The sequence below is a fragment of the Corynebacterium sp. genome (genome assembly GCF_030826625.1).
In the GTDB taxonomy this organism is placed as follows: domain Bacteria; phylum Actinomycetota; class Actinomycetes; order Mycobacteriales; family Mycobacteriaceae; genus Corynebacterium.
In genome coordinates, this window is record NZ_JAPJNQ010000047.1 from 1 (window position 1) to 12,973 (window position 12,973).

Annotated in this window: 11 protein-coding genes, 2 tRNA genes and 1 pseudogene; 3 read left to right on the forward strand and 11 right to left on the reverse strand. The window is 55.5% G+C overall.

Going from position 1 to position 12,973, the window contains the following annotated elements; all coding sequences use genetic code 11:
- Positions 1-250 (reverse strand): annotated as a pseudogene (locus tag RCH87_RS06965) (3-isopropylmalate dehydratase small subunit); the annotation flags it as partial.
- A 55-nt stretch (positions 251-305) separates the two neighbouring features.
- Positions 306-1,739 (reverse strand): 3-isopropylmalate dehydratase large subunit, encoded by a 1,434-nt coding sequence (gene leuC / locus RCH87_RS06970; RefSeq protein WP_306516011.1) that lies wholly within the window; start codon positions 1,737-1,739, stop codon positions 306-308.
- A 29-nt stretch (positions 1,740-1,768) separates the two neighbouring features.
- Between leuC and RCH87_RS06975 the strand changes: the two genes are divergently transcribed.
- Both RCH87_RS06975 and RCH87_RS06980 read left to right on the forward strand, forming a co-directional pair.
- A complete protein-coding gene (locus RCH87_RS06975; protein ID WP_306515998.1) occupies positions 1,769-2,467 on the forward strand; it encodes an IclR family transcriptional regulator in 699 nt (232 codons plus the stop codon).
- A 225-nt stretch (positions 2,468-2,692) separates the two neighbouring features.
- The gene (locus RCH87_RS06980; protein WP_306515999.1) at positions 2,693-4,210 is read left to right on the forward strand and encodes a deoxyribodipyrimidine photo-lyase; all 1,518 of its coding nucleotides are present in this window, start codon (positions 2,693-2,695) and stop codon (positions 4,208-4,210) included.
- Between the two features lie 76 nt (positions 4,211-4,286).
- On the opposite strand, the gene RCH87_RS06985 is transcribed toward RCH87_RS06980, so the two are convergent.
- The 7 genes from RCH87_RS06985 to gltX all read right to left on the reverse strand — a co-directional run bounded on the left by RCH87_RS06985 (position 4,287) and on the right by gltX (position 10,104).
- Positions 4,287-5,660 carry an NAD-dependent succinate-semialdehyde dehydrogenase gene (locus RCH87_RS06985; protein ID WP_306516000.1) on the reverse strand — a complete coding sequence of 458 codons (1,374 nt, stop codon included), beginning with the start codon at positions 5,658-5,660 and terminating at the stop codon, positions 4,287-4,289.
- Between the two features lie 166 nt (positions 5,661-5,826).
- Positions 5,827-6,747 carry a DMT family transporter gene (locus tag RCH87_RS06990; RefSeq protein WP_306516001.1) on the reverse strand — a complete coding sequence of 307 codons (921 nt, stop codon included), beginning with the start codon at positions 6,745-6,747 and terminating at the stop codon, positions 5,827-5,829.
- Positions 6,748-6,848: 101 nt separating this feature from the next.
- Positions 6,849-7,688 carry a GDSL-type esterase/lipase family protein gene (locus RCH87_RS06995; protein WP_306516002.1) on the reverse strand — a complete coding sequence of 280 codons (840 nt, stop codon included), beginning with the start codon at positions 7,686-7,688 and terminating at the stop codon, positions 6,849-6,851.
- 117 nt (positions 7,689-7,805) lie between these two features.
- Positions 7,806-8,081 carry a hypothetical protein gene (locus RCH87_RS07000; RefSeq protein ID WP_306516003.1) on the reverse strand — a complete coding sequence of 92 codons (276 nt, stop codon included), beginning with the start codon at positions 8,079-8,081 and terminating at the stop codon, positions 7,806-7,808.
- 160 nt (positions 8,082-8,241) lie between these two features.
- Positions 8,242-8,314 (reverse strand) — tRNA-Glu (locus RCH87_RS07005).
- Positions 8,315-8,348: 34 nt separating this feature from the next.
- Positions 8,349-8,420 (reverse strand) — tRNA-Gln (locus RCH87_RS07010).
- A 190-nt stretch (positions 8,421-8,610) separates the two neighbouring features.
- Positions 8,611-10,104, reverse strand: a complete 1,494-nt coding sequence (gene gltX, locus RCH87_RS07015) for a glutamate--tRNA ligase (RefSeq protein WP_306516004.1) — start codon at positions 10,102-10,104, stop codon at positions 8,611-8,613.
- 49 nt (positions 10,105-10,153) lie between these two features.
- Here gltX and RCH87_RS07020 point away from each other — a divergent pair, with 49 nt between their 5' ends.
- Positions 10,154-11,251: an isochorismate synthase MenF gene (locus RCH87_RS07020; protein ID WP_306516005.1), complete on the forward strand. Its 1,098-nt coding sequence runs from the start codon at positions 10,154-10,156 to the stop codon at positions 11,249-11,251.
- Positions 11,252-11,347: 96 nt separating this feature from the next.
- On the opposite strand, the gene RCH87_RS07025 is transcribed toward RCH87_RS07020, so the two are convergent.
- Together RCH87_RS07025 and RCH87_RS07030 are read right to left on the reverse strand one after the other, a co-directional pair.
- Positions 11,348-12,142: a fumarylacetoacetate hydrolase family protein gene (locus tag RCH87_RS07025; RefSeq protein ID WP_306516006.1), complete on the reverse strand. Its 795-nt coding sequence runs from the start codon at positions 12,140-12,142 to the stop codon at positions 11,348-11,350.
- A gap of 93 nt (positions 12,143-12,235) precedes the next feature.
- Positions 12,236-12,877, reverse strand: a complete 642-nt coding sequence (locus RCH87_RS07030; RefSeq protein ID WP_306516007.1) for an exonuclease domain-containing protein — start codon at positions 12,875-12,877, stop codon at positions 12,236-12,238.
- Positions 12,878-12,973 lie beyond the last annotated feature (96 nt).

Here is a 12,973-nt window from a genome sequence, read left to right on the forward strand (position 1 = left end):
ACGCCCACACCGCGTGCTCACGTGAAGAACCCGTGCCGAAATCCGGGCCGACGAACAGCACGGAGCCGTCGCGGAATTCTTCGCGGTTGAGCACGAAATCATCATTTTTGCGCCAGTTGGCGAACAAACCGTCTTCGAAGCCGGTGCGCGAGACACGCTTGAGGTAGACAGCCGGGATGATCTGGTCAGTATCGACATTGGAATACGGCAGAGGCACTCCGGTGCCGGTGTGCGTAGTGAATTTTTCCATGGGATGCTCCTTGTTATTCCTGATCCGCTGTGAGGTCTAATCGGCTTGTCAGCCGTTACAGATCCGCGGGGCTGGCTAAGGTTCCTTTGATCGCGGTTGCTGCCGCAACTGCTGGGGAGACCAAGTGTGTGCGGCCGCCGGGCCCTTGGCGGCCTTCAAAGTTTCGGTTCGACGTCGAAGCAGAGCGTTCGCCCGGACGCAGCTGGTCGGGGTTCATTCCCAAGCACATCGAGCAACCTGCGGTGCGCCATTCCGCACCGAAGTCGATGAAAATCTTGTCCAAACCTTCTTCTTCAGCCTGTTGTTTCACCCACGCCGACGATGGCACCACCATCATGCGGGTATCGGCAGCGAGTTTGTGCCCACGCACTACTTCAGCGGCCGCGCGCAGATCTTCGATGCGCGCATTGGTGCACGAACCTAAGAACACGGTATCGATCTTGATATCACGCAACGGGGTGCCCGGCTGCAGATCCATGTACGCCAAAGCTTTTTCTGTCGCTGCCTTATCACTGTCATCGGTACAGTTTTCCGGATCCGGTACGACGGAGTCCAGTGGCAGACCTTGACCGGGGTTGGTCCCCCAAGTGACGAACGGGCGTAGTGCGGAACCGTCAATCTCAACGACAGTATCGAATTCTGCACCTTCATCCGTCGGCAAGGTTTTCCAGTATTCGACTGCCTCGTCGAAGTTTTCTGGAGCGAATTCACGCCCACGCACGTAATCAAAGGTCTTTTGATCGGGAGCGACCATTCCGGCACGTGCGCCAGCTTCGATGGACATATTGCAGATGGTCATACGGGCTTCCATCGACAACTTTTCGATGGCCTCGCCACGGTATTCAATAATGTGCCCTTGACCGCCGCCAGTGCCAATCTTCGCGATGATCGCCAAAATCAGATCTTTCGCGGTCACGCCCGGCTGCAGCTCACCGCTGACTTCAATGGCCATGGTTTTGAAAGGCTTCAGTGACAGCGTTTGTGTTGCCATCACGTGTTCCACCTCAGAGGTACCAATGCCCATCGCGATCGAACCGAAAGCCCCATGGGTGGAGGTATGCGAGTCACCGCATACGATAGTCATGCCTGGTTGGGTAATACCCAGCTGCGGACCGACGGTGTGGACAATCCCCTGCTGCTTATCGCCCATCGAGTGCAGTCGGATGCCAAATTCTTCGCAATTTTTACGCAGCGTGCCAACCTGCGTGCGTGAGGTCAACTCTTTAATTTCCAAAAGGTTGCCGCGCGTAATGCCTTCGGTGGGAACGTTGTGGTCTTCAGTCGCGAGGTGTAGCTCCGGGTGGCGCATACTGCGTCCATGCATGCGCAGGCCGTCGAAGGCTTGCGGACTGGTCACTTCGTGCAGCAGCTGAAAATCGATATAGATCAGGTCTGGTTTGCCGTCTTCTCCCTTGACGACGACGTGATCACGCCATACTTTTTCGGCGAGAGTGAGTTTTTCTGTCATGGTTTCCACCTCACTTGTTATCCCACATGTTAGGAAGATAGTATCACGGTATGGGACGGTATAGCGAAATCTCGGGAATTAAAGTGCTCGATCGTGTGATCGCGATCATGAAGGCCACCGCGAGCACCCCAATGAACCTCTCCGAACTGTGCGACACCACCGGCATACCACGCGCCACCGCGCACCGTATCGCCAGCGCATTGGAGATGCATCAGATCCTCGCACGCCGCGTCGACGGCCGCTGGGGCGCAGGACCGGAACTTCCCGGCTCACAAGACAAACTGGTGCGCACCGCCACTCCATATATGGAATCACTAATGAACGCTACTGGCGAATCCGTGCAGCTTTACCAGCGTCGCGGCGACGTGCGCGTCTGCATCGCCGCTTGCGAGCCGCCGTCTGGCCTGCACAACGTGGTGCCGGTGGGCTCACAGCTGACATTGAGTTCTGGCTCCGCTGCTCGAGTGTTGCTTGCCGACGTCTCTCCTGATGAGCGCGACCGAATCCTTGCCACCGCCTCCTATTCGCTTGCCGACGTCACCGAGGCCGCCGAACGCGGCTGGTCGGAATCCATCGGTGAACGCGAACCAGGGCTGGCAAGCATTTCTGCCCCAGTGTTCGATGCAAGCACCTCGGTCGTCGCTGCCTTGTCTATCTCAGGCCCGATCGAGCGCATGCAACCCAGCCCGGCAGCGTGCTATTCAGAGATTGTGCAGCAGGCAGCACAAGACCTCAGTGCGCAACTATAGTTCTGGTATTTTTTAGTTTCGGCGGTTTCTGAGTTTCTGCACGGCTTAAGATAAGCTTATGCGCCTTTCCTTTGGCTCCCGTTCACACGTTTTGGGCACCAGGCGGCAATGCCGCACCCGTCGTGCTGCGTTAATACAGGCCATTGATCTAGGCGCGGCAGCTAGCAACCAACATTACTGCAGATAACACAAAAGAAATCTGGTGATATACGCGTGCCAATTACAATGAGCACCCCGCAACCAGCATTGATGTGGTTTCGTGACGATTTACGGCTGCGCGATAACGCCGCGCTCGATTGGATTGCACAGCAAGGCCCTGTGATTGCCGTTGTCATCGAAGAAGATCCAGAAACAACCCGTGCCCGGGGACTGGGAGCAGCGGCACGGTGGTGGTGGCAACGAAGCATACACCGGCTTAAGAACAGCCTCGCCGCCCACGGGGTTCCGCTGCTATATCACTCAGGCGATCCGCGCGAGATCATTCCCGCAATCGTTGAGGAATTTGGAGTATCCGCAGTGGGGTGGTCGCGACGCTATCACAAGCCGTTGCGCGAGCTGGATGCAGAAATTAAACAGGCGCTGCATGAGCGCGGCGTAACAGCGCAAAGCTTTGCCGGGCATTTATTAACCGAACCCTGGGAAGTACTAACGCAGCAGGGAAAACAGTACAAGGTCTACACCCCGTTTGCGAAAACCGCCCACACTATCGCAGAAGATAATGTTGCCAGCTACCTCAACAATGTCGATGATCAAGCCCCTTCGTCGACAAGCCATGATGAGCTAGGTCCAATTGGGCTCGCAGGCCCCGGAATAGATTTTCCCGCCTCACCCCCGCTGCCTGACTGGAACGAGCCCGACTGGACACAGACGCTTGCACAGCATTGGCTGCCCGGAGAAAACACGGCCTGGAAGGTCGCCGAAGAGTTTCTGGACCAGTTAGCTGCGGCTGCGCGGAAACAAGCACCACACTATGCTGCTGATCGTGACCGTTTAGATAAGCAGGCAATTTCCCGACTATCGCCGTATTTACGTTTCGGCGAGATTAGCATCCACCGCCTGTGGGCAATGGTCACCGAAGCCAGTGATATAGGGCGCATTGCTGGTGAGGACGCCTCTGCATTCCTGAGTGAATTATTGTGGCGCGATTTTGCGTGGCACCGTCTCTATCATTTGCCGGAGCTGCACCGGCGCAACGTGCGGGAACAGTTCGATCAATTCGATTGGCACTGGGATGAGACAGAAGCGCAACGCATAGCTACCACGCGCCGGGATCCACGTTGGGCGAAAGCAACAGAAAGTCTTCCAGCCGACGATTTTCGAAGAGTGTTTTCGGCGTGGCGTGCCGGGAAAACCGGGATTGCGGTGGTTGATGCCGGGATGCGCGAATTGTGGGCAACTGGCACCATGCACAACCGGGTGCGCATGGTGGTAGCCAGTTTTTTGACGAAAAACCTCGGCATACACTGGCGCCACGGTGAAGCGTGGTTCTGGGACACCCTGGTCGATGCTGACCCAGCATCGAATCCTTTCAATTGGCAGTGGGCGGCTGGCTGCGGCGATGACGCTGCACCGTATTTCCGGATTTTCAACCCTGATACTCAGGCCAAGCGTTTCGACCCCGATTACCGTTATATCCAACACTGGGTTCCAGAGTTTGCGACTCCGATGTATCCGCAGCCAATGGTGGATCTGAAGGAATCCCGTCGCCAAGCTTTAGCGGCTTACGACGAGATAAAAAACTAACACCCGCGGGCCGAATACACGGACCACGGGTGAGAGCAACCGAGCTTATTGGTCAGTCATTTTTGTCAGTCGCTTCTTAGTCGTTGACGTAGAAGGACTGCTTGTTCACGAACTCATCAAGTGCGAGCACGGAAAGCTCACGACCGAAGCCGGAGTTCTTCACGCCACCGAATGGCAGCACTGGCGTCATGGCCTGTGGCAGGTTGACGTGGATCATGCCGGACTCGATCTTGTCGGCAACCTTCTTGGCACGTTCTTTGTCTTCCGAGAAGACTGCGCCGCCCAAGCCGTAGTTCGAGTTGTTAGCCAGCTCGATGGCTTCTTCTTCCGAGCTCACGGAGTAGATCTCAGCAACTGGGCCGAAGAATTCGTCGTAGTAGGACTCGGAACCAACCGGTACGTCGGTCAACACAGCTGGGCTGTAGTAAGCGGCGGTTTCGTGTAGCTCACCACCGGTGTGCAGCTTGGCACCTTCTTGCACCGCGCGCTGTACCTGGTCGTTAAGCTTCTCCGCAGCATCGCGGGAAGACAGTGGGTAGAACTCGCCCTCGTTCGGGTTGAGTGGATCGCCAGGCTTGTAGGATTCTGCGATACGCACCATCTCGTCAACGAACTCGTCGTAAATATCGTCCATGACGATGATGCGCTTGTTCGAGGTGCACGCCTGACCAGTGTTGTCAATGCGCTTTTCCCAAGCGACCTTTGCTGCGTCCTTGACATCATTCGTATCCAGCACGATGTATGGGTCAGTACCACCCAACTCAAGCACGCACTTCTTCAGTGCTTTACCTGCCTGTGCAGCGACCGCGGCACCTGCGCGCTCGGAACCAGTCAGGGACACACCCTGAATGCGCTTATCAGCGATGATCGTGGAGATCTGGTCGTGATTAGCATAAACGTTGTTGAAAACGCCTTCTGGTAGACCAGCCTCGAGGAAGATCTCCTCGAAAACTGCCGACGACTTTGGGCAGATCTCGGCGTGCTTCAAAATAATGCCGTTGCCGTTCATCAAGTTCGGGCCAGCAAAGCGGGCAACCTGGTAGTAAGGGTAGTTCCACGGCATGATGCCCAGCAGAACACCGAGTGGCAAACGACGCATCACTGCCTTACCGCCAGGAACCTCAATGGGCATATCAGCGGAGTATTCTTCTGCACGATCCGCGTAAAACGCCAGAATATTAGCGGAGAACTCAACCTCGCCTTCCAGCTCTGGGATCTGCTTACCCATTTCTTCTGCAGCGATCTTTGCTAGCTCGGTTTTACGCTCACGCAGCAAATCCGCAGCCTTGTTAACAATCTTGGCGCGCTCGGCGAAACTGGTGTTTCGCCAAGTCTGGAATGTCTCATGAGCCTTGCTCAAAACATCCTGGATTTCCTGGTCTGTCGCCGTATCAAATGATTCTACGACCTCGTTGGTGGCCGGGTTTTGTACGCGATATGGAATGGACATTTGTTACTACTTCCTCCGATTACTCGGGTGCGTATAGACGAATCATCTATCATTGATCAATCCATAAGGATCAATTGTGCTAACCGAGGATACACAAAAACTGGATCACCATCAGAACACGAAAAATCCAGTATGCTCTCAGCGCTTCACGGTTGACGGCAAGAGCCTAAACCAAGCGCACCAGTACCACCCCGAGGAAGATCCCTACCAGCCCGCTGAATCTACGAACAGTCAGCGGGCGTTTTGGGGCACCGATCCAACCGCGTGATTCCAACAGCTGACCGGCCGTGATGGTTCCCGACAGCGCGGCAATCACCATCAACCCAGTACCCAAGATTGGTGCAAATAGTGCGCCACCGACGACGAAGAAGGCGCCGAGGACACCACCGAGCCATTTCCACCAAGGCCCCCGAGGAATCGGTCGAAAAACCCGAGAACGCCCAGGCAAAGAGATGCTGAGAAGGAAAAGGACGGCTACGCCGATCATCAGGGAGATTAGTCCCGCGTGAACAGGCGATTCGATAACAGCGCCCAGACGCCCGTTGACGGCTGTTTGGGTTGCCGAACCCATGCCGATGGCAATGCCAAATCCGCGCCACGCAACCGCTGCGATACCTTGTGCATTCCCCTCCCAGAGTCGACCACGCCCAATATCAAGCACAATCGCCGTCGAGGCTAAAACAATCAATGCGCCCAACACGCGAAGTGGCGAAACGGGCAAGACGTCATAGCCAAACAAACCAAAATGATCGACGAGCAGCCCCATCAACATTTGCCCGACGATTGGCATGATGACGGTGTGCACGCTACCAATCTGCGGAAACAGCAAGATGTTGCCAACGATAAACGCCACCCCAAACGGGCCGCCAAGAAATAGCCACAGTGGTGCGTCGACAAGCAAAGAAAGTTCCGGCAACGGCCGACCGGTTAACAACCATGCAACCGGGACCCACACGCCAGTGCCAACCAAAAACGAGTACAGAGCAGTAACGACGGGATCGCGCACGTCAGCGCGCAGCCGTGTGTTAACTGCGGTCTGTACAGGCACTATCGCGCCCACTCCAATGGCTCCGGGAAGTGACAGCATCGGGCTTTAACTTTCTTGGTCGAAAGGTTTTCAGCAAACCCATGCGCAAGCCAGCCGCCTGCGTAAACTTAGTGAAAAGTGGACCGTGCGACCGTAGGTAATTACCAGGTGCGTGCAATGATATCGGCGATGTGGCGGTTACCTTCGTGGGTGTAGTGGAAGGTCATGTTGTATGGGTCTGACTGATTATCCAAGAACCCGGAAACCCAACGATGCTCCTTGGCCGCGCATTGACCGTGACCATAGGTAGCAGCTGCGAGGTCAAAATATTCAACGTTTTTATCGGCAGCGACGGTCCGCTGCCAATCGGCGACCGCGCGCAAAGAATTACCCAAAGGCGCGAACGGGAAGTTCAACTGCACTTGGTTGAAGTGGACTGGGCAGACAAAGTCGCGCCCACCCGTCATTTCCGGATAACCCAAGATTTGGATACGGGCATGAGGCGCAGCCTGGCGGATGCGGTCAATCTGGTGGCCAACATAATCGCGGTAGGCCTGTTTCTGGTGGGCGTAAATACCGAAGCCCTTGAAGTTATCATTCAGCCCAATTTGCAAGTGCACATTCGTCGTCTGTGGGTTCAAACGCTGGGAATGCAACGCCTGATCTACCTGCATAGCCAGTGGGCTGTGATTGTTAACCTTGCCGAAAGTGGCGGCGCCAGAGCATGAGAAATCCGATACATGTGCGCCGTGACGGCGTTCCAGCTCTACACCGACGCGATCGATCCCCTTCGGGCAGCTGCTGTAGTCAGTCTTGGTGACACCGGTGGTGAATCCAGGGTTCACGAAGTCAACAAAACCGTGGGGAGGGTTTGCCAGCAAAGAATCACCGAACAAGACCACGTTACGCTGCTGAGCTTCGGCAACCGGCGCATTCGCCACCACGCCGGTGATTCCCACGAGTGCAGCTGCTGCAGCAGCAAAGACTTTACGGATTTTCATACAATTCCTTTAACGGTCTTCCAACAAGTCACATAGTTATATCGCTAATTTAGCAGCAGCTGTTTCACGGCCGTACCCAGGGCCGTACCCAGGACAGTACCCAGGTCGGCACCCATACTATTTTTTCGGTTTGCGTCCCCAGATGAAAAACGCCAGTGGGCCAAAGAAATCAACCAACCCGGTGGCTGCAAACCAAGCCTTCCGGTTGCCCCGCAATCGCTTCTCCGGGGTGTGATAGACGTGATGCCAAGTGAATGCTTTTTCACACGCTAGATAGGCCCCGACGCCAAGAAATAGTCGTTTTGCCTGCGGGCTGAGTTCTCCCCAGCGCCGCGCCCGGCTGATCTCATTCACCATGCTCTCAAACTGTTTCCATGTCCGCTTCAGACTCATTGGTTGCTTCCTTATTTTTAGACTTAATTTTTCAGACTCATTGCTCGAGCCATTTAGTCGAGCCATGACTTCTTCATGAAGACTACCCAACATAAACAGGCTCGACGCACATAGCAAAAAACGCAGGCGATCTGTTTCCAGATCATCCTGCGCCGAATTGTACCCCGTACGGGATTCGAACCCGTGTTACCGGCGTGAGAGGCCGGCGTCCTAGGCCTCTAGACGAACGGGGCTAGAACTAGTGAAACTACAACAACAGTATCACTGCTGGCCTACCAGGACTCGAACCTAGAACGACGGTACCAGAAACCGCTGTGTTGCCAATTACACCATAGGCCATTGTCGCAAAAACTACAGAAAAGAAATCGAACAACCATCGCTTCGAAAAGATCAAAGCCATCGTTAGTATCTTTAATTATCTTTTCCGTGTCGCTCTGTGCAACGGTTATTTACTATAACCATCACTATAATATTTCACCAAATCAGCAGCGCAACGCTAATTTTTGCGACAATTTAGAGGGGTTATAGGTTATTCAGCTTGTGCTTCCCACGGGGTTTGTGCGCGCGCAGAACGCAACCGAGCCAAGGTAGATTCACGGCCCAACAGTTCCATGGATTCGAACAACGGTGGCGAAACCGCAGCGCCCGAAATTGCGACCCGCAGCGAACCGTATGCCTTGCGCGGCTTCAGCCCCAGATCCTCAATGAGCGCCTTAGACAATACTTCCTCCAGCTTCGCCGTAGACCATTCATCGACGCCTTCGAGCGCAGCAATCGCCTCATCCAGAGGCTGGATGGCTTCTTCCTTCAGGTTCTTGCGCGCAGACTTCTCATCCAGCACCAGATCATCATCGGCGGTGACCAAGAAACTCAACAGGCCATAGGCGTCGGAAAGCACCTTGATGCGGGTTTGCACCAAGTCGGCAGCAGTCGCGAACTTCTCCTCCGGATAATCAGCCGGAAAGTCCGTGAATTCAGTCAAAAACGCACGCAAGCGCTTGGTGAACTCTTCGGTATCTAGACGACGAATCTGGTCGGCGTTAATGGCCTCCAACTTCTTCTGATCAAACCGCGCCGGATTCCCCAACACATCTTTAACATCGAAAGCCGCGATCAGCTCGTCGACACTGAAAATATCCTGGTCGCTCGAAAGCGACCATCCCAGCAATGCCAGGTAGTTCAGCATGCCTTCAGGGATGATGCCGTTACTGCGGTGATTAAACAGGTCCGACTGCGGGTCGCGCTTCGACAGCTTCTTGTTGCCCTCGCCCATCACGAACGGCAAGTGACCAAATTCTGGGGTTGTCTCAGCCACGCCAATACGCTGCAATGCGCCGTACAAGGCCAGCTGACGTGGGGTCGACGACAGCAAATCTTCACCGCGCAGAACGTGGGTAATGCCCATCAACGCATCATCAACAGGGTTGACCAGGGTGTACAGCGGATCACCGTTCGAGCGCGCGACGACGAAATCCGGTTGCGTCGAGGCTTTAAATTCCACCTCGCCGCGCACCAAGTCGGTCCAGGCCCAATCTTGCTCAGGCATACGCAAACGCCAGACTGGCTTGCGACCTTCCGCCTCAAAAGCGGCGATCTGGTCTTCGCTGAGGTCGCGGTCAAAGTTGTCATAGCCAAGCTTCGGGTCCCGGCCAGCATCGCGGTGACGCTGTTCAACTTCTTCGGCCGTCGAATACGCCGGATAAACCTCACCAGCCTCGATCAGCTTGTTCAACACGTCCGCATAGATCTCTTTCCGCTGCGATTGCCGATAAGGCTCGTGCGGGCCACCCACATTGATGCCTTCATCCCAGCCCAGACCGAGCCAGTCCAGACCGTCGATAATGGCCTGGTAGGACTCTTCCGAGTCACGTTTCGCATCGGTATCTTCGATGCGGAAAATTAGCTTGCCGCCGGTGTGCCGGGCATAAGCCCAGTTAAACAGCGCCGTGCGCACCAATCCGACGTGCGGGGTTCCGGTGGGCGAAGGACAAAATCGTACACGTACATCACTCATAGCAGCCATGGTAGCCCAGTTGTCAGCGCACAGTGCACGGGCGGTATTATCAACTCTTATGCAATCGTCCCGCCCTTCCACCGCACCGGATTTTTTGCTCTCTCGAGCACACGGATCCGTGCGTACCCAAGGTTGTGTGGACACCTATACCGATATCGACGCCGCTGTGCAGGCGCTTGCCGACGGCAAACACGAGATGATCGTCGGCGCGTTGCCCTTTAATCCGAATGACAACGCAGCGCTCACGGTACCGGAGTCAATCATCCGCGAAGACGGCCCTTTGGAACCACCCGCCTATTATCGGCAGGGTTCGTTGCGTGCCCGCATCAGTGCGGTAGACCCAGAACCAGAAGAACACCTACGTCGCGTCGAAGCCGCCATCGACACGATTATCTCGTCACGCTTGGAAAAAGTCGTGCTCGCCCGTGCGGTGGACATTGAATTTCTTGACGACGTTGACCCGCGCTTAGTCGCCGCCCGTCTGATTGATAACTCCGCGCACCGCGACGGTTTTATCGCCGACCTGTCGCCTGCTGGCCGCGAGGGGCACATGCTGGTTGGGTCTTCTCCCGAGGTGCTTGTGAAGCGGCAAGGCTCAACAGTTAGTGCATTGCCGCTGGCGGGTTCGGCGGCGCGCTCTGCGGATCCGGTAGAAGACGAAAATGCACGTTTTCACCTGCACAATTCCGCGAAAGATCTGCACGAGCATGCATTCGTCGTCGAGCATTTGCGCGCGGCACTCTCGCCATTGTGCGAGCAGCTGAGCATTCCAGCGAAACCACAGCTGATTAAAACGAATGAAATGTGGCACTTGGCTACCCCGATCAGCGGTCAGCTCAAGCAACCACAACTGAGCGCGCTGGATCTGGCAGCACGCATTCACCCCACCCCCGCCATCTGCGGCACCCCCACAGCTGCGGCGGATCATCTAATCCATACCGCGGAATCAGCTCGTGGGTTCTACGCCGGCGCTGTCGGCTGGTGCGATAACACCGGGGACGGAGAATATTTGGTCGCAATCCGCTGCGCAGAAATTTGGGGCCGCCAGGGCCGCACATGGGCTGGTGGCGGCATTGTTGCCGATTCTGATCCAGAACAAGAGCTGGCAGAAACCTCCGCCAAGCTACAAACTATTTTGCGCTCGCTAGGTCTCTAATCCGTGCAGCTAAGACTGTAATTCGTGGTAACGCTAAGCCCCCAGGCAATGTCAATGCATGGGGGCCGACCTGAATCAGGTGAATAAGCCTTTTTGCTAAGCGCGTTCTACCGGGTTGCCGAGCTTGCCCAACCCTGGGATCTCGATTTCAATGAAATCTCCCGGCACCATTTCTTCGGTACCGGCCGGGGAACCAGTGCAGACAACATCGCCTGGCAGCAACGTCATCGACGCAGTGATCTTTTCCAGGATCTGCCCAACCGTGTTGATCATCTGGCCAGTCGAAGAATCCTGCTTAATGTTGGTCTCACCATCGTGAGTCAGATAGGCCTTAATTGGATGGTCCGACAAATCAAATTTATCGACATCAGTCTCAATCCACGGGCCCAGCGGTGCGAAGGTATCGATGCCTTTCGCACGTGCCCATTGCCCATCAGAGAACTGCAGGTCACGCGAGGAAACGTCATTAATGATGGTAAAGCCCAAGGTGACGTCTTTCCACTGTTCAGCCTTCAGGTTCTTACACGGACGCGAGATCACCAACGCTAATTCGCCTTCGAATTCCACCCGGGTGGCGAAGTCTGGAATCTTAATGGGCGCGCCGGGGCCAATGATCGCTGTCGGAGGCTTTAAGAACAGCGTCGGCGGCAACGAATCCGCTGATTCTTTGAAGACTTCTGCGACGTGGTCGGCATAATTGCGGCCAAGTGCCACAATCTTCGAAGGCAGCATGGGTGCCAACAGTTTCACGTCGTCAAGCTTCCATTCCTTGCCAGTAAATTCAGGCTCAGTAAACGGAGTTGAGGAAATTTCACGGGCTACCAGCTCGTCGTCGCCGTCAATGACAACGAAAGCCATACCCTCTGGGTGAGCAATTCGTCCAAAACGCATGATCCCTACTGTACAGATCTGTCTAAGAGCTGTCCGCAGACAGGCCCGCACATGATTCGCAGCTGCGATGCGCACCGCAACTGCCAACCGGGACTATTCCTTGATGTCTTTGAGCGTATGTACGCTACTGACTTCGGTAATCGCCAAGTATGCCTCAGCGCAGGCCAGGGCATCGCTAAGCGCGTTATGGCTGGTATAGCGTGGGAGATTATAGCGTTCACGCACCCGCGGAAGCCGCAAATCTTCGCCACGCGGATAGGTCGCCATCCGTTCCATGTGCCGCCGCTCCAGCGTAAAGGTATCGACGACGCTCAGATCAGGAATCGCACCGTCGTATAATTCGCGGCAATGTTTGTTCATAAAGCCCGTTTCTAACGCGGCGAAATGTGCCAGCAGCACACGCCCCTGCAGCGCATCCAGCAGCTGCGCGATCGCTTCCTGCGGGGAAACACCGGTGGCGACCTCATCATCGGTCAACCCATGAATGGTAGCCGACTCGCCTACCTCGGTGCCCGCGACAACCACGTAGCCGGCGCCCGCAAGATCAATGCTGCGCCCGTTCAGTGGCACCCAGCCAATCGACAGCATTGCATCCCGTGCGGGTTTAATGCCGGTAGTTTCCATATCCACCGCGAGTGCCGGCAACTTCTCCAAGGGCGTCGCAACATCCGGAGACTGAATATCGAAAGTTTTCTGCCCCCAACGCCCACCGGTAATAGCAGAAAGAAAACTCATCACAACCGCCCTTTCGACACGAACACGATCAGGAAATGCTCCGCAACGGATACTTGTTACCCAGCGCTGACTGCATGCGTTTGATGACCTGGAAAG